Source organism: Facklamia sp. P12950, assembly GCF_050409465.1.
GTDB lineage: Bacteria > Bacillota > Bacilli > Lactobacillales > Aerococcaceae > Facklamia.
The window spans coordinates 128462-148397 of the sequence record NZ_JBNUPK010000003.1 but is presented as its reverse complement, the minus strand read 5'-3'; the positions used below and the strand labels follow the sequence as shown (position 1 = coordinate 148397).

Below are 19936 nucleotides of genomic sequence, written 5' to 3'. Positions count from 1 at the left end.
TTTAGAAAGGAACTTAAAATGTTAGAACTAAATCATTGGTCAAAGTCATTTCAAAATAAAAAAGCTATTCAAGATATCCATTTAAAAGTTGAGGCTGGACAAGTCCTGACTATTATCGGACCCTCTGGATCGGGCAAATCGACTCTACTACGAACAATTAACTTTATTGAACCTGCTGACGAGGGAACTATTCGTTTGGATCAGTTAACACTGAATGTTGAAACGGTCTCTCAAACTGATGTTCTTAACCTCCGTAGACAAACAGCTATGGTATTTCAAAATTATGCATTGTTTTCTAAAAAGACTGCGCTGGAGAATGTGATGGAACATCTTTTAATGGTGAAAAAACTTTCTAAATCTCAAGCAAAGGAAAGGGCCATCCCCTTCCTACAGCAAGTTGGTATGGGGGACCATCTAGATGACTACCCTCACCAGCTATCAGGCGGACAACAGCAAAGAGTTGGAATTGCTAGGGCTTTAGCGATTGAACCCAAAGTTATCCTATTAGATGAACCCACTTCTGCTTTGGACCCTGAACTGGTTGGAGGCGTTTTAGACCTTATTCAAAAAATTGCCCACCAGCATATGTCCTTAATCCTTGTAACTCACGAAATGAAATTTGCCCAACAAGTATCAGACCGAGTCGTATTTTTAGACAAAGGTATCCTTTTAGAAGAAGGAAGCAGCTACGATGTTTTTAATAATCCACGACATCAACGAACACAAGCTTTTATTGAAAGTATTTCCTAAATAAATAACGCTCTCTTTGATGGATTAATCCCCATCAAAGAGAGTGCTGTTTTAATTTCTTTTTTTAATTCTAAGATTAATGAGTAGCGCCACCAACAGCTTTGATATCTTCTTTTTCATTATACTCAACAATCGCTTCAATTGCTTTTTCAATTCCCTTAGCAATATCCTTCAATGACATTGAAGGAACGTTTGGCTTATCAACCACTTGTTGGGTCATAAAAGGAATATGCATAAAGCCTGCTTTAGTATTCGGCATCTCTTTTGCCGCAAAATAAAGTGACTGATACATAATATGATTACAAACGAAAGTCCCAGCAGTATTCGAAACGCTTGCGGGTAGACCGGCTTTACGAATAGCTTCTACCATTGCTTTAACCGGTAAGCTAGCAAAATACGCAGGTTCTCCGTCTTTTTGAATAGAAACGTCAATCGGTTGATTGCCTTCATTATCTGGGATACGCGCATCATCTTGGTTAATGGCCACACGCTCAGGTGTTAACTCCGCACGCCCCCCTGCTTGACCGATGTTTAAAATAACATCCGGTTTTACTTCCAAGGCTTTTTCACGAACAACTTCCGCTGATTTATGAAAAACAGTCGGTATTTCTAATTTTATGATTTCTGCTCCTGCAATCTCATCAGGCAACATTCTTACTGCTTCAATGGCTGGATTTACGTCTTCGCCACCAAAGGGATCAAAGCCTGTTACTAAAATTTTCATCAAATTCCTCCCTATTCACTTCTATTTTACAATTAAAAAGCAAAGAAATACATTAATACAATATGGACTACAATCATTACCACTGCAACTGGAATCTGCTGTTTAATGACGCCATACTCATTCTTCATTTGTAATAGAGCTGCTGGCAAAGCATTAAAATTTCCAGCCATCGGCGTTATCAAAGTTCCACAATAACCAGCAGTCATGGCTAAGGCTCCTGCCACAAAAGGATCTGCCCCTAAGGCAAATACAAAAGGTATTCCTATTCCTGCAGTAATAACGGTGAAGGCTGCGAAAGCATTGCCCATAATGGCAGTGAAGATTACCATTCCCATTACGTAAGCAACCACTCCAAAGAAACGGCTATCAGCAGGAACGACGCCACCAATCAAACTGGCAATGACATCACCAACACCTGCCGCTGTAAAGACTGCTCCTAAAGCGGCTAGTAGCTGAGGTAAAATACCTGTAGTAGAAACTTGTTGTACCATTCGACTATTTTCATCAAGAAACTCATAGGGTTTAGCTTTTGAAACGATGAACACTATAACGGTGGCTAAAACTGCACCCATTGCGATCCCGACTACATTAAAGCTTTGAATCGTAAATCCAATAATTAAAGCCACTATCCCAAGTGTTAATACAGGGATAAAGATTTTATTACCGACTCTTTCAGAACGAGCTTCTGCTTTATCTTCATCAACTATTGGTAAAGTTCCCACTTTAACTTGTTTAAAGAGTGATAAAGCACCCATGACACAGATGATAATTCCGATAATCATAGGGGGGATAAATTGTCCACCTAAAAAAGTGAGACCAGATAAACCCCAAAACATGGCTGTTCCAACTCGATTAGGATTCGTTTCGTCTGTAAAAGCTCGCCATGCCGTGTGGAGAAGTTGCAAACCAATAAGAATAAAAGTGATTTCCAAAAGCATTGGCACATAAGGTTCAAGTGCGGCATTTAAGCTTTCAAGGAAAGTTATCGCTAGAAACCCAGCATAATTACTTAAGAGTTGCATTATTTAACCTCCCCTTTATGATGACGTCTAATTTTGACATCCAATAATAAATTGTAAACGACTACTACAATTAAAGCAATGATAGCAATTGGCATTGAAGCAACGGCTACATTAGCCGTCGTTCCTTCATAACCTAACTCTTTTAAAGTCCCAGCAATCAAGAGGACTCCAGCTGAACCTATGAAAGTATTTTGTCCAAAAAAGTTTCCGAAGTTCTCATTAGCCGCCGCACGCCCTTTAATCAATTCGGTTTCTTCTTCATTAAGATCGTCGCCTACTTTTAACTTAGTTGCTGCTTCACCCATTGGGTAGATTAATGGACGCACAAATTGTGGGTGTCCTCCCAAACGAATTGATAAAAATCCTGCAATTATACGAATCAACATATAAAGAGAGTATAGCCAACCAGTGGTTAACCCCTTTAGTTTTCCAATCAGTTTAACAGCTTGCTGTTTCAAACCATAAGCTTCTGATAATCCAATCATTGGTAAAGATAAAAAGAATAAAGATACAACTCGCTGTTTAGTATAAGTTTCTCCCAAAATTGTGAAAAATTCAGCCAGGGAAATCCCTGAAACTAAAGCTGTAGCTAATCCTGCCAGTATAACAGTTGCTAAGGTATCTAGCTTAAAATAAAAACCAAGAACGATAATAATAATTCCAATTAATTTAATCCATTCCATAAGTAACCTCCTTTTTTATGTTAGATTCTAATAGTACCATAGAGATAACTCTATAACAAGTTCGTTTTATTATTATAATCTTTTGCTAATATGGATAGTTTATTTATTGAAAAAGAAGGCTTCAAAACGAGCCTTCTTTTTTTTATTTTAACTCCGCTTGTTGGATCTGCGCTTTGAGGTTTTGATCTTGGGAATAGTCTAAAGTGGTTTTTGTTTTATTGACTAGTTTGACTGGAATGGTTTCTGTCTGTAATTCGTGGCCATTATAATTAGCCTTTAAGCTCACTTCAAAAATTTGACCAACAAAGCCTGACAATTGAATCTGATTCTGTGAATACTCCTGACCATCAATATTAAATGAAATTACTTGAAAAGGTAGATCAGGTCTTACTCCTAATAGAGCTTTATCCACCATTAAAGTGTTTGTCACTGGTACTAAGGACAGCTTATGTCGGAGTGTTTCTAATTGACTATAATCTAAATCAAACCAAACCTCTTCGGTTTTTCCTTGATAAGTATATTGAATCATCACATTTTGTATTCGAGGCTCAATTAAAATGCCTCCTTTTGAGTTAATAGACTGAGTAGTTTGGTCTTCACTCAATATTTTTAGGTCACGATATTCATTAGAAAGAGAGAGTTGGACTGGTAAGGGATAAAGATTAATCGCATATTTAGGAAATATCAACAGAAAGCTTCCCGTTTTTTCTGTTTTCGCCAACTTACTTCCTTGCCATTCAATACCTGTTGATAAATTACCATTTAGCAATAATTGTGGAAAATCAATATCAGCTTCTTGATAATGTTCAATTGTTCGTTTGACATCTAAATCTGTCCAGGGCGCTTCAGTAATAGGTGTTTTTACTACCGCTGCTGCCTTTAAATAATCTTTCTTTTTAATAGCCTTAGTGAATTGCTCTTCAACTGCTGCTTTAGAAAAATTTAAGCGATAAATCATGACAAAACTAATTACTCCTAAAAAAATCAGGCTAAAACCAACAAGCTTTTTCCAATCAAAGCCTTCTCGCTTAGTTAGTACCCTGTGGTCTTTATGATCTAATTGTGTAGTCTCAGATTTATTATCCTCCTGGTCTGTTGACAAGTTTCTTTCATCTTGTCCATGATATAAATCCATTCTACTTTGGGACAGGACAGAAACTTTTGGACTCTTTTCATTTTCTAATAGATTTACTCTTCCATCAAAGGATGCACTATCATTTTCTTTATATAAATGATCATTGTTTAACGGCAAGCCACACTCTGAGCAATATTTAGCATCTGGCAGATTTTCATAACCACAATTCAAACATTTCATAAGTATTCTCCTTCTTACTATATTCAACCATATCTATAAGAAATATATATTTTTCTCAAAAAAGAACCCCTCACTTAGTAAGGGTATTTCTTATTTATTTACTTGAAAGTTTGGATAACTGTGCAAAAAAGTCTTGATTATTATCTGTCTGACGCATCAATTGTATTAATTGTTCGGTATATTCTAAACCGTTAGAAGTCATTAAATTGCGCAAGTCCCAGATTTGACTTAAATAGTTTTCCTCAATTAATAATTCTTCTTTACGGGTAGAAGATTTTTTAATATCAATAGCTGGGAAGATACGTCTTTGCCCTAATTCTCTGGACAAATGAAGTTCCATATTGCCCGTGCCTTTAAACTCTTCATAAATAATGTCATCCATTCTTGATCCAGTATCTACTAGAGCAGTAGCTAAAATCGTTAAAGACCCGCCATTTTCAATGTTTCTAGCTGAACCAAAGAACCGCTTAGGAAAATAAAAAGCTGCAGGATCGAATCCTCCGCTCAATGTTCTTCCACTCGGTCGCACCACCAAATTATAAGCTCGTGCTAACCGTGTGATTGAATCCAAAAGGACAACAACATCTTGTCCATCTTCCACCAAGCGACGTGCATGAGAAAGTAGTAAATCTGCCAAACGCACATGGTTTTGCGGTCTTTCATCAAAAGTTGATGAAACAACCTCTGCCTTGACTGAACGCTCAATATCAGTTACCTCCTCAGGACGCTCATCAATTAAGAGAATAAAGAGTTTACTATCAGGATAATTACTGGCAATCCCTCGTGCTATCTCTTTTATAATAGTTGTTTTACCAGCCTTAGGTGGTGCAACAATCAATCCCCTTTGACCGAACCCAATTGGTGCAATCACATCAATCAGGCGGTTTGATAAAACATTTTGTTTATATTCCAATTTTATCTGCCGGTCTGGATAAATGGGTGTTAGACTGGCAAAAGCATCTCGATTAAGCGTTTCTTCAGGATCTCTCCCATTGACGCTCGATATCTGCATCAAACCATAATAACGTTCTGAGTCCTTAGGCGGTCGAGCAGGTCCTCCTACTCGATCACCATTTCTCAAGGAAAACCGGCGGATTTGTGAATCTGAAATATAAACATCTTCCCTACTAGGAGAGAAATTAATCGGACGAATAAAGGCTAGGCCTTCATCATTAGGAATATCTAAGATACCTTCCACTTGGAAAAAACCTTGCTTTTCCTTTTGTGTTCGCATCACAGCTAAAGCTAATTCTTTTTTAGACAGTTGACTAAAATCAGGGATTTTTAATTCCCTAGCATAAGCATATAAGTCTTTTACTTCTTTATTTAATAAATTCTCTAAGGAAAATGCATCACTCACTGGGTACTTCCTTTCTATTCATCCTCAACCATTTGGATATCAGCTCCGACTTCTTGCAGTTTTTCAACAATATTTGAATAACCTCTTAAGATATTATCAACACCTGTAATCTCTGTTTGACCCTCTGCCATTAAACCAGCAATAACTAAACAGGCTCCTGCTCTTAAGTCACTGGCACGAACTGGAGCACCAGTCAATTTAGCCGGGCCCTCCACACGAATAATATCGCCATCCACCTTAATATTAGCTCCCATACGATTTAATTCAGGAATATGCTTAACTCTTTGAGGGTATATGGTATCCGTAATCGTTCCCTTTCCATTTGCTTTAATTAATACAGAAGTTAATGGCTGCTGTAGATCCGTTGCAAATCCTGGATAAGGTTGGGTTTTTAATGAAACCATTTTTAAATCATCCGAGCGATGAACGAGAATACTATCTTCTCCAATTTCCATCTTAGCACCCATCTCATTTAGTTTGGCGATAAAACTTTCAATATGCTCAAAAATTACATTATTAATTTTAATTTCATTTCCCATTGCTACTGCAACTGAAATATAGGTTCCTGCCTCAATTCGATCGGGAATAATTGTATGAGTGGTTCCTTTTAGACGGTCGACACCTTCGATTCGTATAACTGAAGTTCCAGCTCCACGAATTTTTGCCCCCATTTTATTTAATAGAGTCACTAAATCAATAATTTCTGGTTCACGTGCGGCATTCTCAATAATCGTCTTCCCCTCAGCTCTAACTGAGGCTAAAATAGTGTTGATAGTTGCTCCAACTGAAACCACGTCCATATAGATTCGGTTTCCATTAAGCCCTTCGGGAGTTGAGAGGGTAATTACCCCGTATTCATCCTCAACCACCGCACCCAAAGCTCGGAAGGCTTTTACGTGCTGATCAATGGGACGAGGTCCTAAAAAACAACCTCCGGGTAACCCTATTACGCCCTCCCCAAATTTTGATAAGGTTGCTCCCATAAAGTAATAAGAAGCTCGCAAACTCTGAATTTTACCTGTTGGCATAGGGATTGACTGCATATGAGAAGGGTCAATTTTTAACATATTATTTTCAAAAGAAGTCTTGACGTGGAACTCATCCAAAATTTCAAGTAGAGAGTGGACATCTTGAATATCTGGCACTCCTTCTAAGATAACCTCCGAATCGGCTAAAATGGCTGCTGGAATTAAGGCAACGGTAGAATTTTTTGCTCCATTAATATTAATTTCACCATTTAGTGCTTTGCCTCCACGGATGATCAATTTTTTCATAGATAATGACTCCTTTTTATCAAGATTAGTCGTTATTTCGACATTTTCGTATAATTTTTTTCTAATTCTTTTTCAATAGCGGCTTGAATACTAGCTAAGCCTTGCCACTGCTGAGGATCTCTTAACCCTGCAGCATTTATCATATTAATAATTTGCTGATGAACTTCCTTAGCTTCAATTTTTAGACGATGTTTTAACCAAGCATCATCTACATAGATTAATTCATGGGCCACAATATTTCTCGCGTATTTTTCAATATGTCGCATTTGAACAGCTAACTTTAAAATTTTCGGGTCTTTTACATAGTCTTCTACTAACTTTAATAAGTGACTAGAAGAAACATAGTGCGAATAATTAAAATGTTTCCCATAGTAGCGTTCCCAAGTTCTATTAATTTTGCCATTTTTATCATCTTCGATTAAAGACTGGTTCCACTGTAAACCGCGATAAATAGGGATCCCTTCATCAGTTTCTTTCATTACCTCAACCAAATAACGTTCAAGATCGGGGAATACCGTGTTTTCTAAAGTTAGCCTTAATACATCTACCAATAAAGGTGTAATTGCTCTTAAATAATCATCATATTCTTTAATTTCCAATTTAATGGCTAAGCCTTGAATATAAGAATAGACACGACGCTCTAAAAGACTAGGCTTTGTAAGATAGTCCATTTCAACTTGCCCAGATAATTCTTCGATCGTTTTCAAATCTGTATGAATATAAGCATGACCTAATTGCAAAAGTTTAGATAATTCTTGACTTTCCCAAGAAGGATTGTCTTCTAAAAATTTGAGCATTGTTTGATAATGCTGATGATAAAGTAACTGTTTCAGCAAAGCAAATTGAGTCTGATTATTGTGAATACTATTATGTGACAATGAATCCACATCCTAATTTCTTATAATATAGGCGTATTTTATCATATTGAAGCTTAAATTTCGAACGAAGCAGCAAATTGTCATCAAATCGTGATAGCATTAAAATAGATTTTTTAACTTAGCTAACTACAATTATCTTATCTGGAATAAAAAGGAGACCCATTCAAATGAACCGGTCTCTCTAACTTTTTTATTTTTAGTCTTCTTCTAATTCTTCTAAATCATCGTCCTCTTCGTCAAAATCTTCATCTTCATCGAGGTCGATTTCTTCGTCACCTAATTCAGATAAATCCGTTGCATACTCATTCAGCTCTTCATCTTCATCTGGCTCATCTTCCTCAACGTCAGCAACTAGGATTTCGATTGGTTCATCTTCTTCGTCCTCTTCGTCTTCTTCATCTTCGTCTTCATCATAAACATACCCATCATCGCTATCTTCAGGGTCATCATCATTGTAATCAATCATATCTTCTTCATTGTCAGCGAAAGCATTCACTTTTCCTGACTTCTTCTTACGGCGTTTTGAAGCTTCTTCTTCAGAAGAAGTAATGATTTCCTCATCAATTTCATCCACTGCGTACCATGATCTTAATCCCCAACGGTTGTCACCTACTGAGATAAAACGCCCATCAATATTTAAATCTGTATAAAAGCGAATCATTTTGGCTTCAATAAACTCATCTGAAACTTTTAGATAACTTTGTATATCTAAAAGCAGTTGAGTAAAATCAATAGCCTCACCATTTTCTTCTAAAATAGCATATGCCACTTCAATTAACGATAATTCTTCCTTTATTTGGCCTTCAAATTTCTTTAATTCCATTTTTATCCTCCTTAAAATTCTCACTAGGAATTGCTAATTTATGATGTAAATTTCAATTGATAGAAATAATCACCTAGTGATTGATCGTTCGTATGCATTTGATAGTGAATTTGTATCATTTGACCGTCAGCTGTCTTACTATAGTCAATTCTATCCGTTTTGATTTCTAATAATAAGATACCTTGATCACTTTCATATAGAGTGGTGGTTGCGTGATTTATATTAAAAACTAAAGTCTGCTTTCCTTGATCTACCTTCACTTTGTTAATCTTTTGTTTTGAATCATCCAGTTGCCATTTTACTTCAATTTTTCTTTCTAATTGATCATGATAAATTAGTTTTTGATAGGTAGAAAGAATATAAGTATGACCTTGACAGGAGTGCTCCCATCGGTCTGAATGTTTCGTTTGTGCATAATTTATTTTTTGCTCGACATAAACATCGACTGCTTGTTTTTCCATCTTTCTCCTCTCATCCTTATGTCGTCACTGATACACCAGGACGGACTCGAACCATCATCTTTCGCTTAGGAGGCGAGTGCTCTATCCAGCTGAGCTACTGGTGCTTAATTGATTAATAAGTAGTTTTACTTTAAAGCTTTCATGTTATTATAAAACAAAATTTGCTATAATCAAAGTGTTAATAGCCTTTAAAATTTAACAATTTGAGGAGTATTCGTCAATGACTGATTCAAATCTATTATCTATTCTATCACAACATAAATGGTTAGTTTTTCAAGAACAAGAAAACCCACTGAAAGATCAAAGAGATGTAGCCTTAGCTTATCAAGATAGTTTTCTTAGATATCTCCTACAAAAAAATGACCTTCAAAAAAAAGATAAAGCTTATGGTATTTTTCATTTTTATCCTATTTTTAAACCGAGTGTCTTCTTAGGAGCTAAAGATAAACTTTTAAAAAACTTACCCAAGGGTGTTAGCTATTTAAAAGAAGCAGGCTATCAAGTATCTGTAAGACCACATGGTGGATTGGGAGTGGTTGAAGATGCAGGCATCCTAAATTTTGCAATTGTAACAGACAATCGTTCAATCAACTTATCAATTGACCAAGCTTTTAGCTTTTCCATTGCAGTAATTCAAGCGACTTTAAATCATTACGGTTTAACAGTAGAGGCTTATGAAATTGCTGATTCTTACTGTCCAGGTAAATATGATGTGGTCATTAACCAAAAAAAGGTAGGTGGAATTGCACAGCGTCGCTATAAAGATGCTGTTACTACTGCTGCTTATATTGGTGTCAATGGTAACCAATTTGCTCGTGGCCAACTAATGAAGCAATTTTACTCACTTAGTCAATCCGATCAACGCTTTCCTACTATTGAACCTCGTTCTATGTCAACGCTATCTGAAATTCTTGGCCAAGATCTTTCCTTGTCTGATTATCAAAAACATTTTATAAACTACCTCTCTCAAAAAACAGCGATTGATCAAGGAAATTATAAAGACCCTGAATTAATTTCTATCTATCAACCGCTATTTGAAAAAGCCTATCAACGTAGTCAAAAAATTCAACCACTAACATAGAAAAGTCTAAAGGAGTGAAATAGGTGTCTGAATTCCAAAATATTATTGCCAATCAAAAACTTGAACGTGAAAAAGTTTTCCGTGATCCTGTTCATGATTATATTCATATTCGTGACCGTATCATCATTGATTTAATTGACACCAGAGAGTTTCAACGCTTGCGCCGCATCAAACAATTAGGAACTTCTTCTTATACTTTTCACGGTGCAGAACACTCTCGTTTTAACCATTCGCTAGGTGTTTACGAAATTACCCGTCGCATTATCAGCCAATTTGACCGTAATTATCGCTCTAAAACGGATGGTGATGGGTTATGGAATAATGATGAACGAATGGTTGCTATTTGCGCAGCCCTTTTACATGATATTGGACATGGTCCTTTCTCACACACTTTTGAAGCTATTTTTAATACTGACCATGAGGCCTTAACTCAATTAATTATCACCTCTAAGCAAACGGAAGTTAACCAAGTTTTAAGAAGATTAGGTGATGACTTCCCTGAAAAGGTAGCGTCCGTCATCAATAAAACCTATCCTAATCAACAAGTTGTTCAATTAATCTCCAGTCAAATTGATGCCGACCGTATGGATTATTTAAGAAGAGATGCCTTTTATGCAGGGGTATCCTATGGTGAATTTGACTTAACTCGCATTTCGCGTGTCATCCGACCGTTTGATAAAAGAATCGTTTTTGATTTTTCTGGTATGCATGCGGTAGAAGATTATATTATGAGTCGCTATCAAATGTATATGCAAGTTTATTTCCACCCAGTTTCTAGAGGAATGGAACAAGTCCTCAAGGGACTTTTAGCTCGTGCTAAAGATTGTTATCTTGAACGTGACAACTGTCAAAAAATTGAGGCTCCTATCCACTTACTCGAACCTTTTTTAAAAAACAATTGGACCCTTGATGATTATCTCAAGTTAGATGATCATATAATGAACGCTTATTTTATCCAATGGGCAGATGAAAAAGATCCCATTCTTGCTGATTTGGCCTACCGTTTTATTAATCGTAAGCCTTTTAAATCAGTCATTACAAATGACAATGAAAGAGAAGAGCTACGTACTGCCATCTTCAATGAATTAAGTAAAGTCGGATTTGACCCTAACTATTATATTAATGAAGATTCCAGCTTTGACCTTCCTTACGATTATTATCGACCTTATCACTCAAGTCAAAAAGTACAAATTGACTTAGTCACTAAAACCAATCAAGTTGTCGAACTTTCTCAAGTTTCAAGTTTAGTTCATTCCTTAACAGGTCAAGTCAGAGGAGACCATCGTATTTTCTTTCCTAGAGAGTTTATTGCTGATTTATACAATTTGCCTCAAGAAAGTCTCACTGATAGTCAAAAGAAAATTTTAGATGCTTATACCAATGAACGCCACGATGTTACCCACAATATTCAAGAACGCTTATTCTAGAAAGGAAATCTATGAAAAAAGAAAAATCATGTGGAGCAGTTATCTACTATAAAGATAATCAAGACTTTCTTTTTCTCCTCATCCAACATGAAAATGGTGGCCACTGGGCATTTCCTAAAGGACATATTGAAAAAGGTGAAACGGAAGAAGAAACAGCCCTTCGAGAAATTAAAGAGGAAACAGGTCTCGAAGTTGAATTGAATAATCAATTCAGAGAGACTACTCACTTTTCTCCTAAAAAAGATGTTATGAAAGAAGTCGTCTATTTTATAGCAAAGACAAACTCAAATAAAGTCACTCGTCAATTAGAAGAAGTGAGTCAATTCATATGGCTTCCTTACCAAGAAGCTCTAGATAAAATTACTTATTCGAATGATAAAGACTTATTAGTCAAAGCTCAGAACTTTCTTCATTAAGAAAACCCATTAACCTATGAAGCGGTGAGATAAACACTGCTCATAGTTAATGGGTTAATCTTTTTTCATTTTAAATCTTTTCTTGGTCTTCTGACTTATTGAGAGTTTCATGGCTTTCGTCTGACTTTACCTCTTCTTCCAGAACGAGATCCCCTTCTAGATCTGTGTTAACAGCAACAACTTCTTCTGCTTCATCAGAAGGCTCAACTACTTCATAAGTTTCAACTTCCTCAAATTGGTTGGGCTCTGTTACCTCAAAATCCATTGGCTCGGCAAGTTCAACTTCCTTTGTTTGTCTTGGGTCAATGTCTTTTGCTTCCTCTTTTACAAAGTCGGCTTTATGAGTGTCTTTTTCTTTTGATACCGACTCTTGATGAAGGACTTCACCTGTCCTAGGATCAAAATCCGACCTCGGAGCCACTTTATCAGTGACCTCAGGCTCAATAGTAGCTTGCGGTTTTTGACGCTTGTTCATTAGATAGTGATAGCCAAAATAAACAAACAAACATAAAACAGATAAGATAAGTATTCCTGCAAGAACCTTATCCCAATCGACTTGCATCCAACCATTGAATAAAGCAACAGCAATTATCACTAAGGCTGAAGCCCCAATATGACTCGCTAACTTTTGACCAAAAGTTAGTGATTTTGTGTAATAGATTAGGAACAATAGACCTAAAATAATTCCTAAAATTACAATGGATAAGAAAGTATAAATTTGAGGTCCTCCCAAACTGGTTAATAATCCATAAGTTAGTAAAGTAACTAATAAACCATATTGCACAAATGATCCGGCACGCTTGAACATTGAAATTCCTCCTCTATGTCTGTACTGATGGTTCAATTATACCATATTTGAGACAATAAGCCGTCTAAACGAATTGTATTTTTATACAGTCGAAAAACAATGCTCAACATGTCGTATCACTATTATTACCAAGCAGGTTGATCCGAACCCTTTGAAACTTCTTCTATTTTTTTAGCTGTTTGTTCACTTTGATAAAGTTCTACAATTTTTAAAAATAGTGGGTTTTTACTATCTTCCTTACGACTAGCAATAATATTTTTATATGAATCTGGTAGCTTTTCAATATCCGCCGCATCGTTAAAAATAACGAGATCTTCTTCGAGTTCTGCATCATTGGCAAAATTATTATTAATAACCGCAGCTGCTACATCGGGTAAAGCCGACACTAATTGTGCAGCATCTAATTCTTCAAACTTTAAATTCAATTCATTTTTGGTGATATCACTTACTTCAGCTAACACACCCGCTTCATCATCCACTTCAATCACGCCTGCTTGTTCAAGAGCTAGTAAAGCACGCCCCCCATTTGTCGCATCATTTGGAATAGCAATCTTATCTCCTTCTTTTAATTGATCGAGAGAATCAATTTTTTCAGAGTAAACTTTCAAAGGTGCAACATATGTATAACCTATCGATACTAAATCTCCGTCATTAGCTTGGTTCCAATCATTTAAAAACTCAACATGCTGGAAGGCATTTAAATCAATCGATCCATCAGACAAAGATATATTTGGCTGAACATAGTCATTGAATAGAACCAGTTTGATTTTTATTCCTTCCTCCTCTTCTGCGATATCAGCAACACTTTGCCAAACATCTTCTTCATATTCTGAAGCGACACCCACTGAAACACTCTGACCTGAAAAATCTTCTTTATCTTCAGCGAAGACATTATTGAGAGTAACCCCCCCTAATAAAGAACCCACTAATAATACTTTTAAAAATTTTTTCATCATAATTCTCCTTTTCTAATACTTTCTTTTATGTTTTTCTGCCTTTCGAATCAACCAATTAAATAGCAATTGACTGATCAAAACAATTAATAAAATCAATAAGGTTGCTACTATGACAACGTCAAAACGACTTCTTTGATAGCCTCTAGCGATCGCAACGGTTCCTAAGCCACCTCCAGCTACTACACCCGCCATAGCTGTCAAGCCAATAACATTAATAACAGTCGAAGCAGATACTCTTAATAAAGATCCTAAGCCCTCTCGAATATAGACACGCCATATGATGTCCCACGGTGAAGACCCCATGGCCTGAGCCGCTTCAACAATCCCTTCATCTACCTCTAACAAAGCAATCTCCACCTGCCTAGCAAAGAAGGGAATCGTTCCTACAATGATAGGAATGGCAGCCGCCGTCGGGCCAATGGAAGTATTTACAAGCATACGTGTAAAAGGGACTAATAAAGCCAAAAGAATAATAAAAGGAATGGATCTAAAAATATTAATAAAACTGTCTAAGACTTGATAAATCCATTGGTTTTTTAAAATACCTTTTGGTCCTGTTACAACAATAACTACGCCAAGCATTAAACCTAATAAACCTGCAAAAAGGATGGTCAGTATCAGCATATATAAGGTTTCGATAGTTGCAACAATAAATTCGTCGAGAATGGGCCAAGCATTGGGTAACCATTTTTCTAAAAAAGATGATAAATTGGGGAATTGGTCATTAATAAAGGAATATACATTTACTTCTAATTCATCCACTTAACACCCTCCCTATCGGTTAAAATCTCGACATTTACTTTATGTTTTTCCAGAAAGACTAAAGCTCGTTCCCAATCTTGCGACTTTGATTCAACCGTGACAACAAGATTACCTACAAATGATCCTCTTAAAGCTTCAATATTACCATATAAAATATTACAATGTACCTGATAGTCTCTGGCTAACTGTGCAATAAAGGGCTCCGTCACCTCTTGACCGACAAAGGATAAGCGAGCGATGAAATAATCTTCTGAAGAGTTAGCTCCTCGCATTTCTTTAAGCACTAATTCATAGTCCCAATCAAAGTGGGTAGCCATATTTATAAACTCTTGCGTCAATGGGTTTTGAGGTTGGGTAAACATTTCGACAATGCCATTCTCTTCAATCACTTGCCCTTCAGCCATTACAGCCACTCGATGACAGAGGTTTTTAACAACATTCATATCGTGAGTAATCATTATAATCGATAAGCCCAATTCTTGATTTAACTGCCTTAGCAAATCAAGAATAGAATGTGTGGTTTTAGGATCCAAAGCAGAGGTTGCCTCGTCACACAATAAAATTGAAGGGTCTGTAGCTAAGGCTCTAGCAATCGCTACTCTTTGCTTCTGCCCACCTGATAACTGTTCAGGATAGGCTTGAGCTTTATCTAATATGCCAACCATTTCTAACAAAGCAGACACTTTCGCTTCTTTTTCAGCAGTAGATAATTTTAAATCTTTAAGTGGGAAAGCAACATTCTCTGCCACCGTTCTTGAATTCATCAAATTAAAGTGCTGAAAGATCATCCCTATCTTCTTGCGAGATTTTCTCAATTCAGACGCTGACAGTTGCATCAAATCAACTCCATTTATTATCACTTGCCCGCTAGAAGGTCTTTGTAAAAGATTGATTGTTCGAACTAAAGTGGATTTGCCGGCACCAGAATAACCCACAATGCCAAAGATTTCCCCCGCTTGTATCTGTAAGCTTACACCTGAAACCGCTTGGATTTTTTTATTTTCTTTTTCAAAAGTGACAGATACATTTTTTAATTCAATCAAGTATTCACTCCTTTCAATAAAACACAAAAAACTCTCCTCCAATAAAGGACGAGAGTTAATACTTCGTGGTACCACCTTAATTTGTAACCTCATCACTAAGGTTACCTCTGCCAGTACGCAAGTGAGTATCACTTGTTATACTGAGGCTTACTAACGGTTGCAGCCGTTTATCCTTATTGCTATGCATTCAGGATAACCACTCCATGGCCATTTTCAATCGCTTCCTACTGCTTGATTTCACCCTACTCAAGCTCTCTTTAAAATAGTCTGACGATCTACTTTCCACATCTACGTGTTTCATTCGATTTGTTAGAAGTATTCTAATCAAAAAAAACAATCCTGTCAACCATTAATCTACAAAAAATTTTTATTGAAGGATAACTACCTTAGCAATAAGCATATAGCTAGTTATATTTAAGGAATCGCTAGATTAAATCCCTCACTCTTTTCTCATCAAAAATATTATTTTCTAATTTTTAATAATCCATTCCATCTTCTAGCATTACATTAAAGCCTTGTTTACTAACAACTTGCATTAACTGGGCTCTTTTCTTTTCGCCAATAGCAATTTTATTTTTAACTTGATTAGTAAAGCTATCCACTCTTTGGTTGCTATTTCTAGTGTCATAGTATTGTGTCATTTCCTTGTCATAGTCTGCCAACATTTGAAGATAATCTGGATTTGCGCGATAATAATTTTCAGATAATTTAAATTCGATTGGCATTCGTGGTTTCAATGGGGGTTGATCGTCCGGATAGCCATACCCAACCCCTACTAAAGGAAAAGTCAAGTCAGGTAGTTTTAATAGTTCAATGACTCTAGCTGAATCGTTTAAAATCGATCCAAAATAAACCGTTCCTAATCCTAAAGATTCAGCAGCGATCACTAAGCTTTGAGCTTGAATATAAACATCAGCCACTCCCTGAAAGAAATAATCCATTGAGCGATATTTTTCTCCTTGATAGCCTTTAGCCTTAGCTATTTCAGCATTGCGATGCCAATCCACAAGAAAAATCAATAGTTCAGGCACCTCGGCAAGATAGGCTTGTTTTGCAACCTTGGCTAATTCTTCGCGTAAAATACGATCAGTAATACGGACAACTGAAACGGCCTGCAACCCATTTGAAGTCGGACTGGCATTCATAGTTTCCATTAGTTGCTGACGAGTTTCCACTGCAACTGGGCGATCTTTATAAAAGCGAATACTACGGTGATTTTGAATCTGTCTGAGTGTTTCTTCCATAAAAAGGTCTCCTTTTAATTTGATGTCTCTAATTTAGCATTTACTGATTTTAATTTCTATTAATGAAAGGTAGGATATTTTTGAAAAAACATTTTCCTTTTATCATTGTTGGCGGTGGTATTGTTGGATCGACAGCTGCCTATTATCTGACTCGTTCTGGCTATCCAGTAATTCTTCTCGATAAAGAAGTTGGTCAAGCCAGCCAGGCGGCGGCTGGAATTATTTGTCCTTGGTTTTCCAAAAGAAGAAATAAAAAATGGTATCACCTTGTCGTTCATGGTGCAGAATTCTACCGTCAATTTATTCAAGATTTAACTGAAGACGGATTTGATGCTTCCAGTCTTTTTAAGGAAACTGGGACTTTGATTCTACGTAAAAATGAAAAAGACTTACACAGAGATCTTGAAAACGCAGATTCAAAAAGAGAGCAATCTCCTTCTATCGGAAAAGTTTCAACACTAACACAAGAAGCAATTCATGATTTGTTTCCTCTTATTGATAGCCCTTGGCCTGGCTCTTTAATTAAAGGGGGTGGCCGAGTAGATGGACAGGCATTGGTTGCTTTATTACATAAAGCGATTCTAACAAAAGGGGGGAAAATAGTTAAAAAAGAAGTTCAGTTGCTTAAAGAAGGAAAGAGCTTTTTGATTCAGTCTGATCAAGACTCATTTACTGCAGATCAGGTCCTTTTGGCAGCAGGACCCGCTGTCAAAGAACTTCTAAGCTCCTTGCGGTTTGATTGTAACTTACGCCCTCAAAAAGGCCAGCTATTTTCTATCTACCACCCACAATGGGTCGATAACAACTGGCCTGTTATTATGTCACCGGGTGGCATTGATATCCTTCCCTTTGATAATGGTGAGATAGTAATTGGCGCAAGTCATGAAGATGACCAAGCAAAAGACTTAACCATTAATCCCATGGTTATCAAAGAGCTAAAAACAAAGGCTGAGCAAATTTTTCCGGATGTTTTTAACTATCCTCTTTATCGAGTAAAAGTAGGTACTCGAGCCTTCACTGACAATGGCGATATCTTAATCGGATCCATCCCTGATTTATCCAATCTATGGACAATTTCTGGCTTAGGGTCTTCCGGCTTAACAAGTGGACCCTATCTAGCTTATCAATGGGTCCATAAAATCATCAATAATTATTGGGATCTTCCCGAAGAAATTATTTCCAGTCACCAACTTGTTCATAAAATATAGCAAATGAAAAATTTCAACATTGATTTATTTCGAATTCATGGTACTCTATAAGTATTAAATGAATTGTTACGGAGGAATTAATTTTTATGTGGAAAGAATTTAAAGGTTTTATTGCAAATAAAAATGTTGTTACTATGGCAACTGGGATTATTTTAGGGTCAGCTTTTACAGCAATTGTTACTTCTTTAGTCGATAATATTTTTATGCCACTCATTATAGCCATTACAGGTCAAGCAGATGTTTCAGGTCTTGTTCTGACAGTTGGTAAGACTGAAATTGTTTATGGAGCATTTATCCAAGCAATTATTAATTTTCTTTTAATTGGTAGCTTCTTATTTATCACACTTAAAGCTTTAGAAAAAGCACAAAATAAAAAAATTATTTCTCCAGAAGAAGAGCCAGCAAGCCCTTCAGAAGTCGAACTATTACAAGATATACTCTCAGAATTAAAAAGTAAATAATTAATTAGTTTTAATACCCAGACAAGCCCAGCTTTTCTGGGATTTCCCTTTTCTTGTGCACATTGCCTATCGTATAATCCACAAATTTCAGTTAAGCTAGAATTATTATGTAAGAAAGAAGGATTAAAATGGTTGAAATAAACTTAAAGTCGATTAATAAAAGATATGAAGGCGCAAAAACCAATTCAGTAACTGATTTTAATTTAGATGTAGCTGATCAAGAGTTCATCGTCTTTGTTGGACCTTCCGGCTGTGGAAAATCAACCACCTTAAGAATGATTGCTGGTTTAGAAGAAATAACAGCAGGCGAACTGATTATAGATGGTAAATTGATGAACGACGTAGCACCTAAGGATCGAAACATCGCTATGGTCTTTCAAAATTATGCCCTTTACCCGCACATGACTGTCTACGACAACATGGCTTTTGGTTTAAAGCTGCGTAAGTATGATAAAAGTGAAATTACTCGACGTGTCAATCATGCCGCTGACTTACTCGGCTTAACTGAATTTTTAAACCGCAAACCAGCCGCTCTGTCCGGTGGTCAAAGACAAAGAGTCGCTTTAGGTCGAGCGATTGTTCGTGATGCCAAAGTCTTTTTAATGGATGAGCCTTTATCAAATCTTGACGCTAAATTGCGCGTACAAATGCGGGCAGAAATTGCCAAACTGCATCAGCAATTAAAAACAACTACTATCTATGTAACCCATGACCAAACTGAAGCTATGACAATGGCCAGTCGAATCGTTATTATGAAAGACGGCTATATTCAACAAATAGGTAGCCCTCAGGAAGTTTATAATAAACCCAATAATGTTTTTGTGGCAAGCTTTATCGGCTCACCAGCTATGAACTTCTTTACTGTTACTATTGAAAGTAATACCTTAACCAATAATCAAGGTATTAACTTGCCATTAAGCCCTCATCACAAAAAGTTGTTATCAGATAAGGGTTATTTAGGAAAAGAAATTATTCTTGGCATTCGTCCGGAAGATATTCACGCGGAAACAAGCATTGTTGCGAAATCTAAAGACTCGCTTGTTAATGCTAAGATTTCTGTCGCAGAGTTGCTGGGGTCCGAATCCATGCTGTATCTAACGATTGGATCAGATGAGTTCATTGCTAGAGTAAACGCACAAGAAGTATATACTCCAGGAGAATCCATTGAATTAGCCTTCGATATGGAAAAAATTCATTTCTTCGATAAAGAAAGCGAAAAAGTTATTCGCTAAATTAAGTA

Annotated in this window: 20 protein-coding genes, 1 tRNA gene, 1 pseudogene and 1 other annotated feature; of the genes and pseudogenes, 7 read left to right on the top strand and 15 right to left on the bottom strand. The window is 36.5% G+C overall.

Going from position 1 to position 19936, the window contains the following annotated elements; translation table 11 throughout:
* Nucleotides 1–18: 18 nt before the first annotated feature.
* Nucleotides 19–750, top strand: coding sequence for an amino acid ABC transporter ATP-binding protein (locus ACQV2Q_RS04065; RefSeq protein WP_428873139.1), 732 nt, complete (start codon nt 19–21; stop codon nt 748–750).
* Between the two features lie 76 nt (nt 751–826).
* Here the strand turns inward: ACQV2Q_RS04065 and pcp are convergent, their stop codons facing one another.
* The 10 genes and pseudogenes from pcp to ACQV2Q_RS04015 all read right to left on the bottom strand — a co-directional run bounded on the left by pcp (nt 827) and on the right by ACQV2Q_RS04015 (nt 9394).
* Nucleotides 827–1474, bottom strand: a complete 648-nt coding sequence (gene pcp, locus ACQV2Q_RS04060; protein ID WP_428873138.1) for a pyroglutamyl-peptidase I — start codon at nt 1472–1474, stop codon at nt 827–829.
* Nucleotides 1475–1506: 32 nt separating this feature from the next.
* Entirely contained in the window at nt 1507–2412 is a 906-nt protein-coding gene (locus tag ACQV2Q_RS04055; RefSeq protein ID WP_428873165.1) for a DUF979 domain-containing protein, read from the bottom strand.
* An 83-nt stretch (nt 2413–2495) separates the two neighbouring features.
* Nucleotides 2496–3179: a DUF969 domain-containing protein gene (locus ACQV2Q_RS04050; protein ID WP_428873137.1), complete on the bottom strand. Its 684-nt coding sequence runs from the start codon at nt 3177–3179 to the stop codon at nt 2496–2498.
* A gap of 142 nt (nt 3180–3321) precedes the next feature.
* The gene (locus ACQV2Q_RS04045; protein ID WP_428881976.1) at nt 3322–4494 is read right to left on the bottom strand and encodes a zinc-ribbon domain-containing protein; all 1173 of its coding nucleotides are present in this window, start codon (nt 4492–4494) and stop codon (nt 3322–3324) included.
* A gap of 94 nt (nt 4495–4588) precedes the next feature.
* Nucleotides 4589–5854 (bottom strand): transcription termination factor Rho, encoded by a 1266-nt coding sequence (gene rho / locus ACQV2Q_RS04040; protein ID WP_428873135.1) that lies wholly within the window; start codon nt 5852–5854, stop codon nt 4589–4591.
* A 14-nt stretch (nt 5855–5868) separates the two neighbouring features.
* A complete protein-coding gene (locus ACQV2Q_RS04035) occupies nt 5869–7128 on the bottom strand; it encodes a UDP-N-acetylglucosamine 1-carboxyvinyltransferase (RefSeq protein ID WP_428881975.1) in 1260 nt (419 codons plus the stop codon).
* Between the two features lie 32 nt (nt 7129–7160).
* Nucleotides 7161–8006 (bottom strand): hypothetical protein, encoded by an 846-nt coding sequence (locus tag ACQV2Q_RS04030; protein ID WP_428881974.1) that lies wholly within the window; start codon nt 8004–8006, stop codon nt 7161–7163.
* Between the two features lie 559 nt (nt 8007–8565).
* Nucleotides 8566–8829, bottom strand: a pseudogene (gene rpoE / locus ACQV2Q_RS04025) (DNA-directed RNA polymerase subunit delta); the annotation flags it as partial.
* Between the two features lie 38 nt (nt 8830–8867).
* Nucleotides 8868–9290, bottom strand: a complete 423-nt coding sequence (locus tag ACQV2Q_RS04020; RefSeq protein WP_428873132.1) for a DUF1934 domain-containing protein — start codon at nt 9288–9290, stop codon at nt 8868–8870.
* A gap of 31 nt (nt 9291–9321) precedes the next feature.
* Nucleotides 9322–9394, bottom strand: a tRNA-Arg gene (locus ACQV2Q_RS04015).
* A gap of 116 nt (nt 9395–9510) precedes the next feature.
* On the opposite strand from ACQV2Q_RS04015, the gene ACQV2Q_RS04010 reads away from it, so the two are divergent.
* Genes ACQV2Q_RS04010 through ACQV2Q_RS04000 form a run of 3 tightly spaced genes read left to right on the top strand, consistent with a single transcriptional unit; the run spans nt 9511 to nt 12214 of the window.
* The gene (locus tag ACQV2Q_RS04010; protein ID WP_428873131.1) at nt 9511–10371 is read left to right on the top strand and encodes a lipoate--protein ligase family protein; all 861 of its coding nucleotides are present in this window, start codon (nt 9511–9513) and stop codon (nt 10369–10371) included.
* 23 nt (nt 10372–10394) lie between these two features.
* Nucleotides 10395–11798, top strand: coding sequence for an HD domain-containing protein (locus tag ACQV2Q_RS04005; RefSeq protein WP_428873130.1), 1404 nt, complete (start codon nt 10395–10397; stop codon nt 11796–11798).
* A gap of 11 nt (nt 11799–11809) precedes the next feature.
* Entirely contained in the window at nt 11810–12214 is a 405-nt protein-coding gene (locus ACQV2Q_RS04000) for a bis(5'-nucleosyl)-tetraphosphatase (protein WP_428881972.1), read from the top strand.
* Between the two features lie 70 nt (nt 12215–12284).
* Here ACQV2Q_RS04000 and ACQV2Q_RS03995 read toward each other — a convergent pair whose 3' ends face one another.
* The 5 genes from ACQV2Q_RS03995 to ACQV2Q_RS03975 all read right to left on the bottom strand — a co-directional run bounded on the left by ACQV2Q_RS03995 (nt 12285) and on the right by ACQV2Q_RS03975 (nt 17027).
* A complete protein-coding gene (locus tag ACQV2Q_RS03995; RefSeq protein ID WP_428881969.1) occupies nt 12285–13022 on the bottom strand; it encodes a DUF3021 family protein in 738 nt (245 codons plus the stop codon).
* Between the two features lie 125 nt (nt 13023–13147).
* Nucleotides 13148–13975: a MetQ/NlpA family ABC transporter substrate-binding protein gene (locus tag ACQV2Q_RS03990; protein WP_428873127.1), complete on the bottom strand. Its 828-nt coding sequence runs from the start codon at nt 13973–13975 to the stop codon at nt 13148–13150.
* A 15-nt stretch (nt 13976–13990) separates the two neighbouring features.
* Entirely contained in the window at nt 13991–14707 is a 717-nt protein-coding gene (locus tag ACQV2Q_RS03985) for a methionine ABC transporter permease (RefSeq protein ID WP_428873164.1), read from the bottom strand.
* Nucleotides 14708–14727: 20 nt separating this feature from the next.
* A complete protein-coding gene (locus tag ACQV2Q_RS03980) occupies nt 14728–15783 on the bottom strand; it encodes a methionine ABC transporter ATP-binding protein (RefSeq protein ID WP_428873126.1) in 1056 nt (351 codons plus the stop codon).
* 41 nt (nt 15784–15824) lie between these two features.
* Nucleotides 15825–16083 (bottom strand) — a binding site (T-box leader).
* 176 nt (nt 16084–16259) lie between these two features.
* Entirely contained in the window at nt 16260–17027 is a 768-nt protein-coding gene (locus ACQV2Q_RS03975; RefSeq protein WP_428873125.1) for an NADPH-dependent oxidoreductase, read from the bottom strand.
* Between the two features lie 80 nt (nt 17028–17107).
* On the opposite strand from ACQV2Q_RS03975, the gene ACQV2Q_RS03970 reads away from it, so the two are divergent.
* From ACQV2Q_RS03970 to ACQV2Q_RS03960, 3 genes are all read left to right on the top strand, one after another.
* The gene (locus ACQV2Q_RS03970) at nt 17108–18235 is read left to right on the top strand and encodes an NAD(P)/FAD-dependent oxidoreductase (protein WP_428875234.1); all 1128 of its coding nucleotides are present in this window, start codon (nt 17108–17110) and stop codon (nt 18233–18235) included.
* 86 nt (nt 18236–18321) lie between these two features.
* Nucleotides 18322–18696, top strand: a complete 375-nt coding sequence (gene mscL, locus ACQV2Q_RS03965) for a large conductance mechanosensitive channel protein MscL (protein WP_428873123.1) — start codon at nt 18322–18324, stop codon at nt 18694–18696.
* Nucleotides 18697–18824: 128 nt separating this feature from the next.
* Entirely contained in the window at nt 18825–19928 is a 1104-nt protein-coding gene (locus ACQV2Q_RS03960) for an ABC transporter ATP-binding protein (protein ID WP_428881968.1), read from the top strand.
* Nucleotides 19929–19936 lie beyond the last annotated feature (8 nt).

What these genes read in the sequence shown, in the direction of transcription:
- ACQV2Q_RS04055 (WP_428873165.1), bottom strand. Translation starts at nt 2,412, where the DNA reads ATGCTTTTGGAAATCACTTTTATTCTTATTGGTTTGCAACTTCTCCAC.
- ACQV2Q_RS03960 (WP_428881968.1), top strand. Translation starts at nt 18,825, where the DNA reads ATGGTTGAAATAAACTTAAAGTCGATTAATAAAAGATATGAAGGCGCA.
- pcp (WP_428873138.1), bottom strand. Translation starts at nt 1,474, where the DNA reads ATGAAAATTTTAGTAACAGGCTTTGATCCCTTTGGTGGCGAAGACGTA.
- mscL (WP_428873123.1), top strand. Translation starts at nt 18,322, where the DNA reads ATGTGGAAAGAATTTAAAGGTTTTATTGCAAATAAAAATGTTGTTACT.
- ACQV2Q_RS04010 (WP_428873131.1), top strand. Translation starts at nt 9,511, where the DNA reads ATGACTGATTCAAATCTATTATCTATTCTATCACAACATAAATGGTTA.
- ACQV2Q_RS04000 (WP_428881972.1), top strand. Translation starts at nt 11,810, where the DNA reads ATGAAAAAAGAAAAATCATGTGGAGCAGTTATCTACTATAAAGATAAT.
- ACQV2Q_RS04050 (WP_428873137.1), bottom strand. Translation starts at nt 3,179, where the DNA reads ATGGAATGGATTAAATTAATTGGAATTATTATTATCGTTCTTGGTTTT.
- ACQV2Q_RS04065 (WP_428873139.1), top strand. Translation starts at nt 19, where the DNA reads ATGTTAGAACTAAATCATTGGTCAAAGTCATTTCAAAATAAAAAAGCT.
- ACQV2Q_RS03990 (WP_428873127.1), bottom strand. Translation starts at nt 13,975, where the DNA reads ATGAAAAAATTTTTAAAAGTATTATTAGTGGGTTCTTTATTAGGGGGG.
- ACQV2Q_RS03975 (WP_428873125.1), bottom strand. Translation starts at nt 17,027, where the DNA reads ATGGAAGAAACACTCAGACAGATTCAAAATCACCGTAGTATTCGCTTT.
- ACQV2Q_RS04035 (WP_428881975.1), bottom strand. Translation starts at nt 7,128, where the DNA reads ATGAAAAAATTGATCATCCGTGGAGGCAAAGCACTAAATGGTGAAATT.
- ACQV2Q_RS04045 (WP_428881976.1), bottom strand. Translation starts at nt 4,494, where the DNA reads ATGAAATGTTTGAATTGTGGTTATGAAAATCTGCCAGATGCTAAATAT.
- ACQV2Q_RS03995 (WP_428881969.1), bottom strand. Translation starts at nt 13,022, where the DNA reads ATGTTCAAGCGTGCCGGATCATTTGTGCAATATGGTTTATTAGTTACT.
- ACQV2Q_RS04020 (WP_428873132.1), bottom strand. Translation starts at nt 9,290, where the DNA reads ATGGAAAAACAAGCAGTCGATGTTTATGTCGAGCAAAAAATAAATTAT.